Annotated in this window: 19 protein-coding genes; 12 read left to right on the forward strand and 7 right to left on the reverse strand. The window is 39.6% G+C overall.

The window, feature by feature from the left end; all coding sequences use genetic code 11:
* The first annotated feature begins 136 nt into the window (after nucleotides 1-136).
* From B3297_RS00080 to B3297_RS00090, 3 genes are all read left to right on the forward strand, one after another.
* On the forward strand, nucleotides 137-871 hold the full coding sequence (locus tag B3297_RS00080) for an MlaE family ABC transporter permease (RefSeq protein ID WP_112375483.1): 735 nt from the start codon (nucleotides 137-139) through the stop codon (nucleotides 869-871).
* A 9-nt stretch (nucleotides 872-880) separates the two neighbouring features.
* Entirely contained in the window at nucleotides 881-1639 is a 759-nt protein-coding gene (locus B3297_RS00085; protein ID WP_070563195.1) for an ABC transporter ATP-binding protein, read from the forward strand.
* 107 nt (nucleotides 1640-1746) lie between these two features.
* Nucleotides 1747-2652, forward strand: a complete 906-nt coding sequence (locus B3297_RS00090; protein ID WP_070563192.1) for a class I SAM-dependent methyltransferase — start codon at nucleotides 1747-1749, stop codon at nucleotides 2650-2652.
* Nucleotides 2653-2731: 79 nt separating this feature from the next.
* Here B3297_RS00090 and B3297_RS00095 read toward each other — a convergent pair whose 3' ends face one another.
* The 3 genes from B3297_RS00095 to B3297_RS00105 all read right to left on the reverse strand — a co-directional run bounded on the left by B3297_RS00095 (nucleotide 2732) and on the right by B3297_RS00105 (nucleotide 7327).
* A complete protein-coding gene (locus B3297_RS00095; RefSeq protein ID WP_286778237.1) occupies nucleotides 2732-4510 on the reverse strand; it encodes a hypothetical protein in 1779 nt (592 codons plus the stop codon).
* An 83-nt stretch (nucleotides 4511-4593) separates the two neighbouring features.
* Nucleotides 4594-5436, reverse strand: coding sequence for a formyltetrahydrofolate deformylase (purU, locus tag B3297_RS00100; RefSeq protein WP_286778238.1), 843 nt, complete (start codon nucleotides 5434-5436; stop codon nucleotides 4594-4596).
* A gap of 37 nt (nucleotides 5437-5473) precedes the next feature.
* The gene (locus tag B3297_RS00105) at nucleotides 5474-7327 is read right to left on the reverse strand and encodes a DNA topoisomerase IV subunit B (protein WP_070563183.1); all 1854 of its coding nucleotides are present in this window, start codon (nucleotides 7325-7327) and stop codon (nucleotides 5474-5476) included.
* A gap of 167 nt (nucleotides 7328-7494) precedes the next feature.
* Here B3297_RS00105 and B3297_RS00110 point away from each other — a divergent pair, with 167 nt between their 5' ends.
* Together B3297_RS00110 and B3297_RS00115 are read left to right on the forward strand one after the other, a co-directional pair.
* Nucleotides 7495-8649, forward strand: coding sequence for an SPFH domain-containing protein (locus tag B3297_RS00110; RefSeq protein ID WP_159333399.1), 1155 nt, complete (start codon nucleotides 7495-7497; stop codon nucleotides 8647-8649).
* Between the two features lie 23 nt (nucleotides 8650-8672).
* Entirely contained in the window at nucleotides 8673-9782 is a 1110-nt protein-coding gene (locus tag B3297_RS00115; RefSeq protein WP_286778239.1) for a zinc finger domain-containing protein, read from the forward strand.
* Between the two features lie 72 nt (nucleotides 9783-9854).
* On the opposite strand, the gene B3297_RS00120 is transcribed toward B3297_RS00115, so the two are convergent.
* The 4 genes from B3297_RS00120 to B3297_RS00135 form a co-directional block, all read right to left on the reverse strand.
* Nucleotides 9855-10850 (reverse strand): hypothetical protein, encoded by a 996-nt coding sequence (locus B3297_RS00120; protein ID WP_120333221.1) that lies wholly within the window; start codon nucleotides 10848-10850, stop codon nucleotides 9855-9857.
* A 34-nt stretch (nucleotides 10851-10884) separates the two neighbouring features.
* Nucleotides 10885-11994, reverse strand: coding sequence for a hypothetical protein (locus B3297_RS00125; RefSeq protein WP_088162938.1), 1110 nt, complete (start codon nucleotides 11992-11994; stop codon nucleotides 10885-10887).
* A gap of 10 nt (nucleotides 11995-12004) precedes the next feature.
* The gene (locus tag B3297_RS00130) at nucleotides 12005-12751 is read right to left on the reverse strand and encodes a hypothetical protein (RefSeq protein WP_139144923.1); all 747 of its coding nucleotides are present in this window, start codon (nucleotides 12749-12751) and stop codon (nucleotides 12005-12007) included.
* Between the two features lie 238 nt (nucleotides 12752-12989).
* A complete protein-coding gene (locus B3297_RS00135; protein WP_046671961.1) occupies nucleotides 12990-13487 on the reverse strand; it encodes a cupin domain-containing protein in 498 nt (165 codons plus the stop codon).
* 197 nt (nucleotides 13488-13684) lie between these two features.
* On the opposite strand from B3297_RS00135, the gene B3297_RS00140 reads away from it, so the two are divergent.
* The 7 genes from B3297_RS00140 to atpH all read left to right on the forward strand — a co-directional run bounded on the left by B3297_RS00140 (nucleotide 13685) and on the right by atpH (nucleotide 19287).
* Nucleotides 13685-15910, forward strand: a complete 2226-nt coding sequence (locus B3297_RS00140) for a helix-turn-helix domain-containing protein (RefSeq protein ID WP_070563165.1) — start codon at nucleotides 13685-13687, stop codon at nucleotides 15908-15910.
* 83 nt (nucleotides 15911-15993) lie between these two features.
* Nucleotides 15994-16209, forward strand: a complete 216-nt coding sequence (locus B3297_RS24765; RefSeq protein ID WP_070563162.1) for an AtpZ/AtpI family protein — start codon at nucleotides 15994-15996, stop codon at nucleotides 16207-16209.
* Complete coding sequence (locus B3297_RS00145) at nucleotides 16206-16592, forward strand: hypothetical protein (RefSeq protein WP_046671964.1); 387 nt, start codon at nucleotides 16206-16208, stop codon at nucleotides 16590-16592. The genes B3297_RS24765 and B3297_RS00145 overlap by 4 nt, the downstream gene beginning before the upstream one ends.
* Nucleotides 16593-16698: 106 nt before the next feature.
* The gene (gene atpB, locus B3297_RS00150) at nucleotides 16699-17895 is read left to right on the forward strand and encodes a F0F1 ATP synthase subunit A (RefSeq protein ID WP_070563159.1); all 1197 of its coding nucleotides are present in this window, start codon (nucleotides 16699-16701) and stop codon (nucleotides 17893-17895) included.
* A gap of 34 nt (nucleotides 17896-17929) precedes the next feature.
* The gene (atpE, locus tag B3297_RS00155; RefSeq protein WP_021188666.1) at nucleotides 17930-18118 is read left to right on the forward strand and encodes an ATP synthase F0 subunit C; all 189 of its coding nucleotides are present in this window, start codon (nucleotides 17930-17932) and stop codon (nucleotides 18116-18118) included.
* A gap of 96 nt (nucleotides 18119-18214) precedes the next feature.
* On the forward strand, nucleotides 18215-18715 hold the full coding sequence (locus B3297_RS00160) for a F0F1 ATP synthase subunit B (RefSeq protein WP_070563156.1): 501 nt from the start codon (nucleotides 18215-18217) through the stop codon (nucleotides 18713-18715).
* 29 nt (nucleotides 18716-18744) lie between these two features.
* Nucleotides 18745-19287 (forward strand): ATP synthase F1 subunit delta, encoded by a 543-nt coding sequence (gene atpH / locus B3297_RS00165; RefSeq protein WP_070563152.1) that lies wholly within the window; start codon nucleotides 18745-18747, stop codon nucleotides 19285-19287.
* The last annotated feature ends 18 nt before the right edge of the window (nucleotides 19288-19305 follow it).

Raw genomic sequence — 19305 nt, forward strand, 5'->3', positions numbered from 1 at the left:
TAAGTAATTTCGTTTTTCGTATACTTTTTGGGTTTTTGCTTGTTTATATATTTGCTGGAATTAATTACCTTTAATGGATAGCTTGGCTCAGTATAGCCGTTAAATTGGCGTAATACATTGAAATTAAATAGATAATATGATCTTTCATCACATTGGTGCATATCTCATACTCCTGAAATCAGTTTTTAAAAGACCGGAGAAAGGGCGAATTTATTGGAAGGAAACCGTATTGGCAATGACCGATATTGGTATAGGATCTCTAGGACTTATCGTTATTATTTCCACCTTCATTGGCGCTGTTATGACCATGCAAATTGCCTTTCAGATGGTATCCGACTTGATCCCAAATTCAATTATAGGTTCGATCAACCGGGATTCAAATATTTTGGAATTAGGACCGACGATCTCGGGATTGGTCTTAATGGGGAAAATTGGGTCGTCTATATCTTCACAGATCGGATCCATGCGTGTTACAGAGCAGATTGATGCTTTGGAAATTATGGGGATCAATGCTCCTGGTTATTTGATATTACCCAAAATATTGGCGGGTATCACCATGATTCCGATGTTGGTGATTATTTCTATCGTGTGCGCTTTAGTGGGCGGTTTGTTAGGTGGATCCCTTTCGGGCGCTGTGACACAGGCGGATTATATTTTAGGAATTCAAGATGGCTTCAACGGCTTCACGGTGACAGTTGCCCTTGTTAAAGCTGTTTTGTTTGGGTTTATTATTACCTCGATATCTGCTTATAAAGGGTATAATGTAAAGGGCGGAGCGTTGGAAGTTGGGCAAGCTAGCACAGAAGCAGTTGTCGTTGGCTGTATAACTATTCTTGCGGCGGATTATGTGATAACCGCATTAATGCTTTAAAAAGATTTTATGATTCAAATCGAAGATATTAACAAATCGTTTGGTGACAACCATGTTCTGAAAGGAATTAGTGCAAATTTCGAACCTGGAAAGGTGAGTTTGATTATTGGAGGGTCGGGTTCGGGAAAGAGTACTTTATTGAAATGTATCGTGGGCCTACACCAACCGGAAAAAGGAAAGGTAATTTTTGATGGCAAGGATTTTACTCGGATGAATTTTGAAGAGCGTGTTCCTATTCGAAAAGAAATAGGTATGCTTTTTCAAAATTCAGCGCTGTTTGATTCGATGACGGTCGAACAGAATATCATGTTTTCGTTGGACATGTTTACGGATATGTCCAAAGCGGAAAAATTAGACCGTGCAAATCATTGTTTGGAACAGGTTAATCTGGAGGGACGAAATAAACTGTTCCCTGCGGAGCTTTCGGGGGGGATGAAAAAGCGGGTTGGAATTGCACGTGCAATTAGTATGAACCCTAAATATCTATTTTGTGATGAACCCAATTCGGGATTGGATCCGGAGACTTCGATTGTTATTGATGAATTGGTACTAAAAATTACGCAAGAGTTGAAATGTACGACAGTCGTTGTTACACATGATATGAATTCTGTGATGGGAATTGGTGAGTATATTTTGTTTCTCTATAAAGGAGAGAAATTCTGGGAAGGTTCCAATAAGGATATGATGCGGTCGGATGTGGAGGAATTGAACAACTTTGTTTTTGCAAGCCCATTAATGAAAAGTGCGAAAGCTTCTATGGGGCAATAAGGGCTGGGAACATGGCTTTATTGCGCGTAATTTTATGTGTTTGATCTGTGTTAGCATCATGCAGATTTCTTTTATATTGAAATTTAGCTTAGTTTTGTCGGAAAATTTTGATTTTGGCAGCAACAAATATACAACTATTGACCCCACAGCATTGGAAGGACTATGAACTCATTGATTGTGGTGATTTTGAAAAACTGGAACGTTTTGGTGATTTAATTTTAATCAGACCAGAACCTCAGGCTGTATGGCCTAAAGCATTGACTGATGCGGAGTGGAACAAGCGTTATCATATCAAATTCAAAGGTCGTTCGGCTACTTCAGGAGAATGGTTGAAGAAAAATCCTAAGGCCCAAGACCGTTGGCATATCGAATATAAAAATAAGGATGTGGCCATCAAATTTAGATTGGGCTTGACATCTTTTAAACACGTCGGGATATTTCCGGAACAGGCTGTAAATTGGGACTATATTTCGGAATCTGTACGTTCATTTAAGACGGAAAGACCGAAGGTTCTAAATCTTTTTGCATACACTGGTGGAGCATCTTTAATAGCAAAGGCTGCGGGCGCGGATACGACTCACGTAGATTCGATTAAACAGGTTGTTACCTGGGCAAATGAAAATATGGAAATTTCCAATTTGGATAACATTCGTTGGGTGGTTGAAGATGCTTTGAAATTTGTAAAGCGTGAGCTGAAAAGAGGTAATACGTATAATGGGATTATTTTGGATCCACCCGCATATGGGCATGGGCCAAAGGGCGAGAAATGGAAATTGGAAGATCACATTATGGAAATGATGACTGAAGTCGTTCAACTATTGGATCCTAAAGAGCATTTCTTGATTTTGAATACGTATTCATTAGGGTTTTCCTCTGTTATTGTTGAAAATTTAATTAAGACAGCTTTCCCAAAAGTGGAAAACTTGGAAATAGGCGAGTTGTTCTTACAAGCAACTGCAGGTCCGAAACTTCCACTTGGGGTATTTGGTAAATTTCGCAAAATAGCGAAGTAAGGCTTGTCAAAAGATTCCTGATAATAACACGGGGCGCTTATTGAAGCGCCCCGTGTTTGTTTAAAGTTATATTAGGAGGTTACATATGGATGTCTTTTAAACGTAGTGATGCCAGTTCAAGCTGTCTGGGTATCGCTGTGCTGATATTTTGTGGAATAAGCGATAAGTGCTGGGTAAGTTCGTTGTAATAAGCTATTCCAGCTTGTAATTGTGCTTTGAATCTAGCTACATATTTTATCTTTTTATCGTTCATGATATTTTTATTGTCTGTTACATATTTTTGAATATGATCGATATACAGGTTGAGTTCGTTGATCATAACAAAAGGTCTGTTGTCATTTTCAAAAACTGATATACGGCCATAGATGTGGTCGATCATTTCCCGCAAAGAATATTGTTTTTTGAACCAGACAAGATTCGGGCCTGGGCAGATGGATACAGCGGTCTGTTCTTTGCTCTTTTGGATATTGTACTTAAGATAAGCTGGTGCTGCGAGCCCTTCACAAAGACAGGTTTTTTCTGTAATGGCGTCAAAGGCTTTATCGTATTCCGCAGCGGACAGATTTTGTTTTTGTAGTTCCTGGATCTTTTGATGTTGATAGACGCGTGATGCAGTGCAGATCGGTTTATCACCAAACTCGGTGTTCGAAATAAGGTATTCTTTTTTACAAGGGCTACCGGGGCGCCCTTTTTTTATACGTTCCAACCGTAGGTACTCTGCGCCACTTTGTCTGAAATTGTTAAAGGGAATTCCCAATGGAGATGCTCCACTACAGTAGAAGTCTTCTTTCTTGGCAAGTTCCAATGCTTTCAGGGTTTCTTGATCTACTGTGGTTGCTTCGGGAACCATCAGGAATGGGGATCCCCATCCTACGGCATCGAATCCATAATAGTCTAATAAGAACTGATGTTCTGAAGCTGTTCCCACGCCTCCTTGAACTGTATATTTGATGCTGGGAGGAGTTGTTAATGAGCGCTCCTGGGAAACCCAATATGCGTGGTATATCTCGAAAAGTTCGGTTTTCAAACTTTCTTTTTTCTCTTTAAACTCTTGAAGGATTGGTCCCAGAAGAAGACCATCGGTTGCGAAAGCATGACCACCGCAGTTCAAACCGGATTCTATTCTGAATTCAGATACCCATACACCACGCTTAGCGAGATATTTTGCCTGGATGAGCGCCGATCGAAAGTCACTTACTTTCAAAACGACTTTTTTGTCAAATAGACCTTCACTATTGGGGAAGAAAGCCGGTAATTCAGCGAGGTAAGCGTATAGGTGTGGATTCATCCCTGCGGAAAGGATAAGGGAGGAATGCAAGTTGGAATTTGCAAAACCACGTAAGGCTGCTGAAGCATCAGAATAACGCTGATCCAATAGGTTACCATCCTGGTAATTCATTTTATCTACTTTGGACATAATATTAACATCGATGTCTCCCGGTTTGAGATAATTGATCAATAGATCTTGCAGCTCGGTTTTAATCGCGCGATTGGTTTCCATTTCCATCGCGTGATAAATCGGTTTTGAAGGATGTGACTCGGGTAAAAGCTGAAAATATTTGGTAAGTTCTGAATTTTCGGTAAAGGGCTGACGCTTCAAGGCCACGACTTGCTTCTTGACCACAAAGTGTACGAGATTGAGATAGGCCGTAATTCTTTTTGCCCGGTAATCTTCTTCTGTTTTAGTGATCGGATGATAGACGATTTGATATTGTCCGCAGTAATAGCGGCGCATGCGCTCGATGAGTTCATCGTCAACAATAGACATTACGGTGGAGATACCATATTGTGCGACCTTAAGTGCGGAGTCGATGGAGAAAGCTAAGCCTAATACGGGGATATGAAAAGTATGCGTCATTCTTAAATATTTCTTTTACGAAATAATAGAGAATAACGCTGAAAAAAAGTAATGATTGTTTTATCTGGACATGATTGTAATCACTATTCAAATACAATTGTCTTGTAATCGTTGCGCATCACACGATCTTCACTAAGCAGACGAATTGCTCTGCTCAGAACAGCCTTTTCTATTTCTTTGCCGGCAGTTACCATATCTTTTACAGTATAGGTGTGATTGACATGTCGTATATCCTGTACGATGATGGGGCCTTCATCGAGTTGGTCGGTAACGAAATGCGCTGTGGCACCGATGATCTTAACGCCTCTTGCATGAGCCTGCTTGTACGGGTTGGCACCAATAAAAGCGGGTAGAAATGAATGGTGTATGTTGACCAGTTTATTTTCAAAGGTACTGACAAACTGAGGAGACAAGATTCGCATGAACTTCGCCAGAATGATGTAATCGAAATTATAGTTTTGGATTTGTGCGATCAGTTGTTTTTCGAATGTTTCCTTTGTTAGGTTTTCATGTGAGATGCAATGAAAAGGAATATCAAACTTTTCCGTAAAGGAGCGTAATGATTCATAATTACCAATTACGGCCTGTACTTCGGCTCCCCATGTTTCGAAGTGTTGACGTACCAGGATATCGGCAAGGCAGTGATGCTCTTTGGTCACGAGGACGACGATTTTTTTGCGGTTATTGGGGTTTATCTGTATCTGAGCAGATGGGGGAAGTACTTCGGCAAGGGAATCCGAAAGCTGTTTCTGCTCAGGCACGATACCGTTACACACGATACGCACGAAGAATTTGTTGGCTTCTTCATCCACATATTCACGCATGGTGACAATATTGAGTTGATATTTTGCCAGCGTATTTGAAATGTTGGCGACCAATCCAACGGCATCTTGACATTGGATCAGAATTAAGGTTTGGTTGTGCATGAAAGGTGGTTGTAGGTTGCTAAAAAAGCGGGTTATTTTAACCCGCTTTTTTTGTTAGTTCTTCTTCAAGGTCAACTTCAACACGCAGATTTTCGACAATATGCTTTTGTCGATCTGGTGTGTTTTTGCCCATGTAATATTCTAATAACTGTTGAATTTTATTGTCTTTGGACAAGATAACCGGGTCAAGACGGATATCTTTTCCGATAAATAATCCAAATTCGGAAGGTGATATCTCACCCAAACCTTTGAATCGGGTAATTTCAGGTTTAGCGCCTAATTTTGCGATTGCTTTTTGTCGTTCTTCATCGGAATAGCAATAGATCGTTTCCTTTTTGTTGCGGACACGGAAAAGTGGTGTCTGTAAGATGGAAACGTGGCCAGCTTTGACAAGGTCTGGGAAAAACTGCAAGAAAAATGTCAATAGCAACAGGCGGATGTGCATGCCGTCGACATCGGCATCGGTAGCAATTACGATATTGTTGTAGCGTAATCCATCGAGACCGTCTTCAATATTAAGCGCATGTTGTAAGAGGTTAAATTCCTCGTTTTCATAAACAATCTTTTTGGACATACCGTAGGAGTTTAACGGTTTTCCTTTCAGACTGAAAACAGCTTGAGTCTGCACATCCCGCGATTTGGTAATAGAACCAGATGCAGAATCCCCCTCGGTGATAAACAACGTTGTTTCTTGGTTACGTTCATTTTTATCGCTGAAGTGCACTTTACAGTCACGTAGTTTACGGTTGTGCAAAGAGGCTTTCTTCGCTCTTTCGTTGGCGAGTTTTTTGATACCGGCGATATCCTTACGTTCACGTTCCGATTGAAGAATACGTTTTTGAAGAGCATCTGCCGTAGCCGGATTTTTATGTAAGTAATCATCCAATGCTTTTTTAACAAAGTCATTGATAAATCCTCTTACCGTAGGGCCTTCTGGGCCTACACTTTGAGATCCTAGCTTTGTTTTGGTCTGTGATTCAAAAACGGGTTCCTGCACTTTGATGGCGATGGCACCGATAATTGATGAACGAATATCCGATGCGTCAAATTCTTTTCTGTAAAAATCGCGGATTGTTTTGACTAGTGCTTCACGGAAGGCTGCCTGGTGTGTTCCACCCTGTGTGGTGTGCTGACCGTTGACAAAAGAATAATATTCTTCTCCATATTGCTGGCCGTGAGTCATCGCGATTTCAATATCATCCCCCCGTAAGTGGATAATTGGATAGCGCATGGACTCGGCATCAATATTTCGTTCCAATAGATCTTTTAGTCCGTGCTCAGAAATAAACTTTTGCCCATTAAAGTTGATCGTAAGACCTGAGTTTAGAAAAACATAGTTCCAGATCATATTCTCTACAAATTCGGGACGGTATTTGTAGTTTCTGAAAATAGAATCGTCTGGATAGAATGTTACAGATGTACCATTCCGTTGCGTCGTATCTTTTTGTTCATCATTGACTAATTCCCCTTTAGAGAATTGGGCAATGCGTGTTATATTTTGACGGTATGACTGGACGGTAAACTGACTGGACAAAGCATTTACGGCTTTTGTACCGACACCATTTAAACCGACGGACTTTTGGAAAGCCTTACTATCATATTTACCACCCGTATTGATTTTAGAAACAACATCAACCACAGAACCAATTGGGATACCACGTCCATAATCGCGTACGGAAACTTTATTTTCGTTTACCGTGATATCAATAGTTTTACCGGCACCCATAACAAACTCATCAATTGAGTTGTCAACGACCTCTTTCAATAAAACATAGATACCATCATCATAGGCCGAACCGTCCCCCAACTTTCCAATGTACATTCCCGGACGGAGGCGGATATGCTCTTTCCAATCCAGGGACCTAATGCTGTCTTCGTTATATGTACTCATAAATTAATGTAGAACTTAGCTAACAAAAGTAAAAAAAATAAACTACGATAAGTAGTTTAAAAGGCTAAATTTTTTAGATATCGCTAGTTTGCGTACTGCTGGAGAAAATTGCCGGTTTGCGGGGAAATGTTTACATTTAGTGTAAGTAATTGTAAAGAGAATAATTTATGGGATTATTTGATAAAATCAGGAATGAGTTTGTCGATATTATCGAATGGGTCGATAATAGCACAGATACGATTGTGTGGAAGTTTCCACGGTATCAGAATGAAATAAAAATGGGGGCACAGTTGACTGTGCGAGAAGGGCAGGCTGCGGTATTTTTGAATGAAGGCGTGGTTGCGGACGTCTTTCAGCCTGGTCGTTACGAACTGACGACCCAGAATATGCCGATCATGACAACCCTCAGAGGTTGGAAATATGGGTTCAATAGTCCATTCAAAGCCGATGTTTATTTTGTCAACCTTCGACAATTTGTCAATCAGAAATGGGGAACTAAAAATCCGATTATGTTGCGGGATCCTGAATTTGGTCCCATTCGACTTCGGGCTTTCGGTAATTTCTCTTTTCAGGTGAAGGACGTTACTGTTTTTATGAAACAGCTTGTTGCGACGACGCCTGTATTTACAGTTGAAGATATCACAGAGCAGCTTCGAAACATTGCGGTATCGCGGGGGATGGATGCTATTGCTGAGTCGAAGATACCGGCCTTGGATCTTGCATCCAACTATGATGAAGTTTCGGCCTTGATACAGCAAAAAATTGGGGTTGATTTTGATGAGTTGGGTTTGAGCTTAACGAAGTTCTTAATTGAAAATATTTCATTCCCAGAAGAAGTCGAGAAAGCCCTTGATAAGCGAAGCAGTATGGGGGTCGTTGGTAATCTGGGGGCCTATGCCCAATTCCAAGCCGCAAATTCAATGGAGAAAGCTGCTGAGAATCCCAGTAGTGGAGGGATTGTAGGTGCTGGATTTGGTGCTGGGTTGGGAGCAGGAATGGTTGGTCAAATGGGTAATGTATTTCAGCAAAATAGTTTTGATGGGAATAATCCTACTGGTACGGGATCAGCTGCTGCGGCTTCGTCTGCAGGGGCCGTTGGACCTCCTCCATTGCCCAAAGCGGTCGCTTATTACCTGGCCGTTAAAGGCAAACAGGAAGGGCCCTTTGATTCGGAACAGCTGCGCGCTCTGATAAAAGAGGGGACGATGACACTTGCTACCTTGGTCTGGAAAGAGGGACTTGAAAACTGGATTGAGGCTGAAAAGGTAGTCGAATTAAAGGATCTGTTTTCGCAGAACCCGCCAACGATACCAGGAGTTTAGGGTAAAATGCATTACCGAGTTTTATGAGTTTTGAAGAAAAAACCTCCGAAATAGAGCAGGGGTTAAAATGTCAGGGCTGTGGTGCTATTTTGACTTATCAGCCCGGTACGTCCTATTTAGCGTGTTCCTATTGTGGAACCAGGAATGAAATAGCGGATCAGCTACCGGAAGATGGGCATATTGAATCTACAGATTATAAAGTTTTTGGACAAGCAATGGAGGGGCTCGCCGATGAGCGCTATAGCTATTTGGCTGAAGTTGTGCATTGTAGTAACTGTGGCGCAAACTCGCGTTTGAATCCTCATGTTACGGCAGATTTATGTGCTTTTTGTGCTTCACCATTGGTAATTGACCATCAGCAAAAGCGTATTTTGAAGCCACATGGTCTTGTTCCCTTTTCCGTTGATTACAAAAATGCTTTTAGGCTATTGACACAATGGGCGGGTAAGATATGGTTCGCTCCGAATGACTTTAAGCGAATTTTTAATTCAAGAAATGATCGTTTAAAAGGGGTGTATGTGCCATTTTGGTCCTATGATGCAGATGTACAATCTGATTACGTAGGATCACGTGGAGAATATTATTATGTGACGCGTACAAGACGCAATTCGGATGGCGAGACGGAAGAATACGAAGAAAGACGAACAAATTGGTATCCAGCTTCAGGTAGTATCTATAGTCAATTTAAGGATATTGTCATTTCGGGATCAACATCTCTTCCCGAAAAGTTCTCTGATAAAATCGGACCTTGGAATTTGGGCTACCTAAAACCTTTCAATGAGCAATATTTAAGTGGCTTTATCGCTGAAACCTTTAGTGTGGATCATGTAAAAGCGGCGGAGACTGCCCGGACTATAATGGATCGGGAAATCGAACGTCAGGTTGAGCATGACATCGGTGGTGATACACAGGATATTGATTCTATTGATAGCGATTTTAAATCCATTAAATTGAAGTATATTCTTTTACCTGTATGGTTATCAGCTTATCAGTACAAAGGAAAGAGTTATCAGATCATGGTCAATGCATTTAACGGAAAAGTTTATGGACAAAGACCTTATAGCTTTTGGAAAATCGCTTTTTTGGTATTGGCGATCATTATTGTGTTGTATCTCTTGAGTTTTATGGGATAACAAAAAAGGTTATAAAAAAAGCGCTGTTCTCAATAAAAGAGAACAGCGCTTTTTTTATGCTAATCGTCTTGACTATTTGTTTAGTGAAAGTAAGAATCCGATCGTGAAATTGGCATCCCAATCAAATACGAAGGTGTCGCAATTGGTTGCATCTTTAATTGCTTTATAGATGTTGACACCGCTTTTTGTTTTTATTTTATCAGCTTTGTAGGATGCTGGATCGTTCAAAACCGTAAAACGCTCTTCACCTTGGCGTGTCTGTGATGCTAGTTCAAAAGGAACCCCGCCTATAATAAAACAAACCTCTCTTTTATTTGAAGGAATTTTCTCGCCTAATTTTTTTACTTCTGTATAGACAGCGTCATCTTTAAGGTCTTTTTCATAATATTTTGCACCAGGTGCTTCTACCGATTTTGTGTCACCGTCAATCCAGGAAATTTTGGTGTTACCGGAGCCAATGTCAACAACAAATGAATTATCTTCGTAAGCTTTCGGCAGGACAGATTTTAACGCTAATTTTCCTTCTTGCTCTGCTGTAACCAAGTTGACCACAAAGCCCATTTTTCTTAGTTCAGCACTGATAACTGAAGTTTTAGGTTCTTTCTGGGCTCCGGAGCTAATGACGAAATGTATGTTTTTGGATTTGACGCCTTTATCGAGCATCATGCCTATATAATCTTTTAGTCCTTTACGGATGTCTTCCGTATTTGCCAATCCTTCGTAGGCAAATGACTTTCCGAAGTCTTTGGAAATGATCTCCCAGCGATTTTCTTTGTCCATATTGACGACAAAGGAATTGAAACCCGAAGCGCCCACTTCAACGACACCCTTGTATTCGCCATCGACTGGTTTTTCGGGTTGATAGTTGAATGAACGAGTCGTTTCTGAGCCTGATGAAGGTGCGGCCGCATGACCATTATTGCTTGTTGAATCCGTTGTTTGGACTGTCGAATTAGCATCAAATTTGCCCGATTGAATGGCCCAATAACCAATTGCGAGAATAGGTAAGGCGATGATAATTGCTTTGATTGGCCATCTTAATCTTGCCCATGTTGATTTTTCTTCCATAATGTTCGTATAATAAGTTTGATTTTAGTTAATATTAATCGAGTAATGTAAATCCTTTATCTACTTTTTCTTCGGGTTTGAGTTCATAGCTGGCATCGGCCATTTGCGTTACGTTTAATACATTTAGATTACGTTCGTCAACTTTGCGGATAAACTCTTCCAGTTCACCTTGAGTAGGCGTACCACCCACGGTGATGTTGTTGTTTTGATCCAAGAAATCAAGATTCGATCGGATAGAGGCAATATTTTGACTGATGGCACCTGTTGCGGCATTCATGGCCTCTTGAAATGCCCAGCCATCTTTAATATTGAACACATCGGCTAGGCCATCGGTGGCATTTTTCATCTTTTGCGTGGCTTCCAGCTTCTTGGAAATAATGGAAATGCTGCTATCTAAAGTGCTGACATAGATACGCGCTGCGCTTTCATTATCTTTTAGGACTTCCAATACTTTTGCAAATTGATTGGCATATTGGACATAACTGCGCGCATTTTGTTCTTCAGATTCACCTTCTTTTCCCAATAGAAATGCTTTGGTACGGGTTTCTTTGGCATCTCTTGCATAAGCATTGGCCTTCTCTGCATTATTTTTGCTCGTTTCCTCCTTTGATTTCTCGTCGAGATTAGCCGCTTCTGCGGTGAAACGTTTCGCATAGGTGTACTTCTCTTCGGCTGTTTTTTGAGCAGTTTCACCGCTTTGAATCATGTCGATCCGGACACCGTCTACATTGCTGATTTTTTCCTTCACACGTTTCAGGGTGTCTTTTGCATCTCTTGATAACAGTTGTAAGGTTTCGATAGGGTTATTTCTAATGATGGATTTTTCACCTTTAAAAAGTAGGACGGTTCCCAATCGGTGCAATAGCGCAATGATCTTTGGCGCTAGCAATAATAAGGTAATCAGGATTATACTGAATATCACAAAAAGAATACTTTTTCCGGCATATTCCAGCATAATCGGTAAGTACTTGAAAAAAGCAAAGGCTCCACCAAGTAAAAGTGCCCAAAAGAAGATCGACGAAGCTGTCTTCTTCGCTTCTGGTGATTTTAATTGTGCAGGCAGATGATCGCCTAGTACTTGAAATATCGGAAGTTGCGTCTTTATCTCAGCTGGAATATTAACATACTGATCTTTTCTTTCCATTGATTTGTTTTTATGTTATTGATTGATTAATCATACGCAATGCAGTGTTGATTTCGGTGACCACTTCATCAACGGCCGCGTTGCCGATGTTTATTTTTTGTTCGATATCTTTAATCCTTGGTTCGTACTTTTCATTAATTTGTGCCAAAGCGAGTTGTTTTTTCTGTAGATCATATTGCAATTTGGCGATATTCTCCGTTATTGTTTTGATTTCAGTGTTCAGATTTGCAATCTCCATGGTTCGGTCCTGTTCAGTCTTTTTCTTTTCAGCCTGTTTTTGTTCCGATTCTTTGGCAATGGTTTCTTTCAATTTATTAGCATAATTTGTGCCAGTTGCTACCAGTTTATCCTTGGTTAACGAACTGTCTACAAATTTCAATGAAGTATAGGCCGCTTTTAATGTGTTTTCCTCTACTTTTCCCATTGCGGCAGCAGCGTTCCATACTTCGAAAAAATCGACACCCTGCTCGTTGAGTTTTTCAAGAATGGCATAGACCTTTAATTTCATTTCTTTGAGATCGGTTGTTCCATCATTGGCTGTTATAGGGATTGGGGGCGGTGTTTTTCCAGTTGGAGCCTGGGCCGTCGGCGATGAATATGCCGGAGGTACATGGGGTCTTTCTGGAGCAGCGTTAGTAGCTGGTGCTGGAGGGGCTTGTGCCGGTGGCGTTTGCTGCGGCTGATCGTCCTCAAAAATTAATTTCTTTAGACTGTTTAATATACTGGATCCTCTTTTAGTATCGTCGTTACTCATCATATCATAGTTGATTATATCTCTACTAAAATAATAAAAATTAATATTCTCTTCTAATGAATTGCGCTATGGAATACCTGAAATGGATACAGGAGGTATAGGAGCTTGGATAGAAGCGATGAAATGGACCTGTAGGGCGAGTGAATCAGCTGCTATCGCATTTTATGTTAGGGATAAAAACAAAGATTCCCAATTGTTGATTGGGAATCTTTGTTTTGGTGGTCATGGTCCTGTGGGACTACTATCTGCCAAAATCATCTTGTACGCGAACAATATCGTCTTCATCAGAAGGGTTGTTGGCATCGGTGTGTTGCCAGATCTCGGCTAGAATACCGAAGCCATCCAATCCAATTAAACGGTGACGCTGTCCTTGGCGTAATCTAATTGTTTCGCCTTCTTTCAAGGTTGAAACAACCGATTCTTCATCGGTGTCAGAAACCATAACACCTACGTTACCTTGGATAACACGCCATATTTCGGCACGACGGTGGTGATATTGCCATGAAAGTCTTTTTTCTGGTGCAACAATTAAAATTTTTGGACTTAATTTTCCTGAGATTCTTAATTCTTGTACATCCATTCCGCCGAAGTACTCATCGGCAAATTCTTGCGCTTGGGATTCGTCGATTACGAAAAATCCTCCCCAAGGGCGTGCAGCATCTGATTTATCAATACGAAAACCTTTGGATGTCAGCATTTCCTGTACTTTTTCAAACAATGCGATTTTATCTATAGCCATATTAAAAATTCTAAAAATTTGTTATTCGTTAATTCAGTTGCTAAATATAAAAAAAATCCATTTAATATTTTAAGTTAACCGTTTTAGCTTAATCTAAATCCTTTATAATGGAGCTGCGTTAGATACCCTAAGCTATACTATATCGCGTGAAGTTAAAAATGAAATTGCTAATTTTGTGATCAATCTAATTTCAGGATATGTCAAACTTTCAAGTCGATCGGGAAAATACTGCATTTATGCAGGCTGTTGCTTTTGTTAACCAAACGAACCAGAATGTATTTATTACAGGAAAGGCGGGTACCGGAAAAACGACTTTCTTGAAGTATATCCGTGAGCATAGCTACAAAAAGATGGCTATTACTGCACCTACAGGTGTTGCGGCGATGAATGCGGGCGGAACAACTTTACATTCTTTATTTTGGCTTCCTTTTGGGACTTTTATTGAAGATTATGAGTTACGTTGGGACGAACAGGATAGTCATATCTACAATAAATCACGTTTATTCAGCACGATTAAATTGACCAAGCAGCGTCGGGCCATCTTGCAGGAGCTAGAGCTTTTGGTGATTGATGAGGTTTCGATGGTCCGTGCAGATACATTAGATGCGATTAATGTAATTCTGCAATCTGTTCGTCGCGATATGCGGCCTTTTGGTGGATTACAGGTGCTGTTTATCGGAGATTTGTACCAGTTGCCGCCAGTTGTGAAAGATGCCGAATGGAATGTTTTGCGGGATCATTATTCTTCTGTTTTCTTCTTTAATGCTAAAATTTTGAGGGATAATCCGCTGGTGATGTTAGAGCTCAATAAAATCTATCGTCAACAAGATGAAGGTTTTATTTCAATTTTGAATGCCATACGAAACAATCAGTGTACAAGTGACATGCTCACGACCTTAAATGGTTATTATCAACAGGACTTTGTTCCAAATGAAGAGGAACAGTATATTACATTGACCTCCCATAATCGAAATGCGGATGAAATAAATGGAGCCAAGCTGGCTTCATTATCGGGTAAAATGTTAAATCTTAAAGCAGTTGTAAAGGACGATTTTGCGCAGGGCTCCTATCCTGCTGAAGAAACGTTGTCCTTAAAGATAGGGGCTCAGGTGATGTTTATTCGAAACGATTCCGGTGATGAACGTAAATATTACAATGGAAAGATCGGTACGGTAAAGGACATCGATACGGTGCAGGGCACGGTAACGGTTACATTTCCTGATGGGCCGGAATCTGTAACGGTAAAAAGGGAGACCTGGGAGAATATTCGGTATAATTACGATAAGGGGCAAGATCAGATTAAAGAGGAGATATTGGGTACATTTTCGCAATTTCCACTTCGATTGGCTTGGGCTATCACTATTCATAAAAGTCAGGGTTTAACTTTTCAAAAAGCGATCATTGACGCAGGGACCTCGTTTGCCGCGGGACAGGTGTACGTTGCATTGAGCCGTTTAACGAGTTTAGATGGACTTGTATTAAAATCCATTATCCCTTCTTATGCCATCCGTACCGATTACCAAGTGGTCGAATTTGCACAGCGTGCTCAGGGGCAGGCGGACGTCAATGAGATTTTGGAGCAATGCCAACGGAATTATCTTGGTCAGATTTTAATGCACGGTTTCCGTTGGGACGGACTATTGGCCGAGACTTCGGAGCTGCTGAAATCACTTGAAGAGCGTAATATTGATGGAAAGGAACAAGCCGTATTATTTTTCCAACAATTGGTCAAACACCTTCAGAACCAAGAGAAAGTTGCACATAAATTTATTGTTGTACTGTATGATTTGTTGCGGGATAAAAACGCAATCGATTATGATGTCATCTGTGAACGTTCTACTGCTGCGGTCAATTGGTTTTTACCGAAAATGGATGTAGATCTGATTGAGGCTTTAACCAAACATATTGAGGAGTACCAGATACGAAAACGTACGAAGAAATATATTGATGAGTTAAAAGCATTATTGCTTGATTACAAGCGAAAACGCGAGCAGTTGCAACATTGTCTACTTATTGCTGATACGCTTTCAAAACGGGAAGATTTTCAAACAGCGATGCTCGATGTTGCTGCTAGTGTGAAGACCAAAGAAAAAGATGAATTGGCTGCGCAAAGTGCAGATGAAGAAGGGCCGAAGAAGTTGGATACAAAGGAGATTTCCTTAGAAATGTTTAAAGATGGTATGAGCATTGCTGATATAGCGGTTAAGCGCGGGATGGTCGCAGGTACGATATATGGACATTTAATTAATTTTGTTGGTACGGAAGTGGAAGCAACAGAGTTGATCGAGCAGGAGAAGTTGGATCGTATTCTTGGTGTTATTCGTGCAAATCCGGATAAATCCTCTTCGGAACTTAAGATGCTTTTGGGCGTGGATATTGATTATCCGGATATTAAAATTGGACAAAAAGTTTTGGGATTGTAGGCAATAAAAATTTATAGCGTATATTTGTAACAAATTGTGTGATATAGTTTGTTGAAAGCCCATTGATAACCTTAAGATTGCTTATGGAAGACAAGAAAGATCCTAACAAGTGGCTTGTGCTGACGACTATTTCAACCCAGATGGTTTTTACCATTTATGTATTTTATTTATTAGGGGATTGGCTGGACGGTAAGTTTCATGCGGAGAACCAACTATGGATGAAGATCTGTACTCTTGGCGGGATTGGAATTTCTCTATATCAAGTCATTAGACAAGTGAATCGATTAAACGATAGATGATAGTATATATAAAGCAGACCCTTATTTTATTTTTTGTAGCGGTTTTGATTTTTGCCGTTCATTTCTTTTTATTAAAATCTTTTGATGGTATTCATTCCTTGGAAGATCTACATTTTCCATTGTATGAAATTTATATTTTTCAACTGATATTATCCGTGATCATCATGGTGGGGATAAGTTACTGTTCGCAGAAATTTCCGCAGTATGTTGGTTTTGTTTTCTTGGGATTATTGACTTTAAAGTTTGTCCTAAATTATGTATACATCCATAATGGGTTGGCAAAACCGCAGGCTGATATTTTAAAATATAACTATTTGATCGTTGTCGTTTTATTCCTTTTTTACGATGTTATATTTGCTTACAAGGCTTTAAACAAATCCTAAGGGAGAAAAACGATAGTTTTTTCAAAAAAATGTAATATTAAAGTAGCTTTTGTGCTTTATATATAGTATTTTCGCAAAAAATTTTAAATAACATAATAGTAGTATCGTGAGTCTTAAAAGAACACTTCAATTTTTAGCAGTTATTCTGTTTGCAGTTGCGCCATTTTTAACAAAGGCGAATGAGAATGCACACGGAGAAAAATCGCAGGCTGAGGAAATCAATAGCCATATTGAGCATCACTTACAAGATGATTATTATTTTAGCTTCTTTTCGGATGAAGAGACAGGTAAACATTATGGTTTTTCATTGCCCGTTATTTTGATCGATAATGGCTTGAAAGTTTTTATGGCTTCAGCATTCGATCACGGTAATAAAGTTGCTGAGGTTGACGGTCAGTATTATGCATTGTACCACGGAAAAATTTATAAGACTGATGCTGCCGGTAATTTGGCTGGTCATGAGTATCGTAAAAATGCTGATGGTAGTTATGTTATGACTATAAATGAAGATGGAAAAGAAGAGAAAAAGGAATTTGAAACTTCTTATGTGATTGGTTCTCATGAAATTCATGATGCTGTTGATTTTCATCCATCTGTAGCGATGCCTTTAGATTTCTCGATCACTAAAAGTGTTGTCGGTTTGTTTTTGGCTGCATTTTTAATGTTTTGGGCATTTATTAGTTTGGCTAAAACGTATAAAAAAGGTGCTAACAATTTGCCAAAAGGTGTTGGACGTGTATTGGAGCCTTTGGTTATCTATGTACGTGATGAGATGGCTATTCCAAACATTGGTCATCGTTACAAGGAATTCATGCCTTATTTATTGTCTGTATTCTTTTTGATCTGGATTTTGAATTTGGTTGGTTTGACACCACTAGGGTTTAACGTTACAGGAAACATCACAGTCACTTTATGTTTGGCTCTTTTTACATTCTTAATTGTCAATATCAAAGCAAACGCAAACTACTGGAAGCATATTTTTTGGATGCCAGGTGTTCCGGTTCCATTTAAATTTGTTTTAGCACCAATTGAAGTATTGGGATTGTTTACAAAACCATTTTCGTTGATGGTACGTTTGTTTGCAAATATTACAGCTGGTCACACTGTCGTAATGGGACTGATTGCAATTGTTTATTTATTGCAACACCAATTGACTGTAGTGGGTAGTATCGGTGTTTCCATGTTCTTGACAATCTTCTTGATGGTTATCGAATTATTGGTAGCATTCTTACAAGCATTTATTTTTACGATGTTGTCATCCTTATTTATCGGTATGGCTGTTGAAGAACATCACGATCATTAATTAGTAAATTTTTTAATTATTCAAATCATACATTATGTACAATTTAATTGGAGCCGGTTTAATCGTTATCGGTGCAGGTTTAGGTTTAGGTAAAATTGGTGGTTCTGCAATGGAAGCTATCGCTCGTCAACCAGAAGCAGCATCTAAAATCCAAACTGCAATGATTATCATTGGTGCCTTACTTGAAGGTTTAGCATTCGGTGCTTTATTATTAGGTAAATAGTCACAACGGTTTTATAATATAACCTGCAACGGTTGGTTGCAGGTTATATTATTCCTGAATCTTAAAAAATAAGAATTATCATTATATAGTATAACAATGGATAAATTAATACATTCGTTTTCGTACGGTTTGTTTTTTTGGATGGTCATCGTCCTTGTGGTTATTATCTTTTTATTAGGTAAATTCGCTTGGAAACCAATTGTTGATGCCCTAGACGAACGTGAAAAAGGTATTGCAGGTGCTTTAGAGGCTGCTGAAAAAGCGAAATTAGAAATGGCTCGTTTAACAAATGAGAACGAACAATTACTAAAAGAAGCTCGCGCAGAACGCGATGTTATCCTTAAGGAAGCAAAAGAACTTAAAGATAAGATTGTAACTGAGGCAAAAACGCAAGCACAGGCTGAAGGTGCAAAATTGATTGCACAAGCAAAAATCGAGATCAACGAACAAAAGAACAAAGCTTTGGCTGAGGTTAAGTCTCAGGTTTCTTCTTTGTCTTTGGATATTGCTCGTAAAGTGTTAAACAAAGAATTTGAGGACCAAGGAAAGCAAGAAGCTCTAGTAGCAGATTTGCTTAATGACGTTAAATTGAACTAATCCGGTCACTCAAATTACGAAATAGAATTATGTCAGTATTTAAAGTAGCATCAAGATACGCTAAGTCATTAATTGACTTGGCTAGCGAGCAAGGCTCACTGGAGACAGTCAAGGCGGATATGGATTCATTCATTGCTGTTTTAAAATCCAGTACAGAATTGCAAGCTGTTTTTGCCAATCCTATTGTTCCTTTGGACAAGAAGAAAAACATATTGGATGCGCTATTTAAAGATAAGATCAATCCCAATATCTTGGCATTCTTTAAGATCATGATCAACAAAGGTCGTGGCGAGATTGTATATGCCACTTCTCAAGAATTTATTCGTGAGTATAACGAGGTAAAAGGAATTGTGAAAGCTACAGTTACATCTGCAGCGCCACTTTCTGAAGCTAATTTGGCAGCGATGAAAGATGTACTTGCGAAGGAAACCAACGCTCAAGTGATATTGATCAATAAAGTTGATCATAGTTTGATCGGTGGATTTGTAGTCAATATCGGCGATCGCCAAATTGATGCAAGTATTGCTGGTAAGTTGAATAAATTGGAAAGATATTTGAATCAGAATAATTAATTTGTTCTGATACTTGAA

The sequence above is a fragment of the Sphingobacterium sp. UBA3519 genome, from assembly GCF_002377215.1.
In the GTDB taxonomy this organism is placed as follows: Bacteria; Bacteroidota; Bacteroidia; order Sphingobacteriales; family Sphingobacteriaceae; genus Sphingobacterium; species Sphingobacterium multivorum.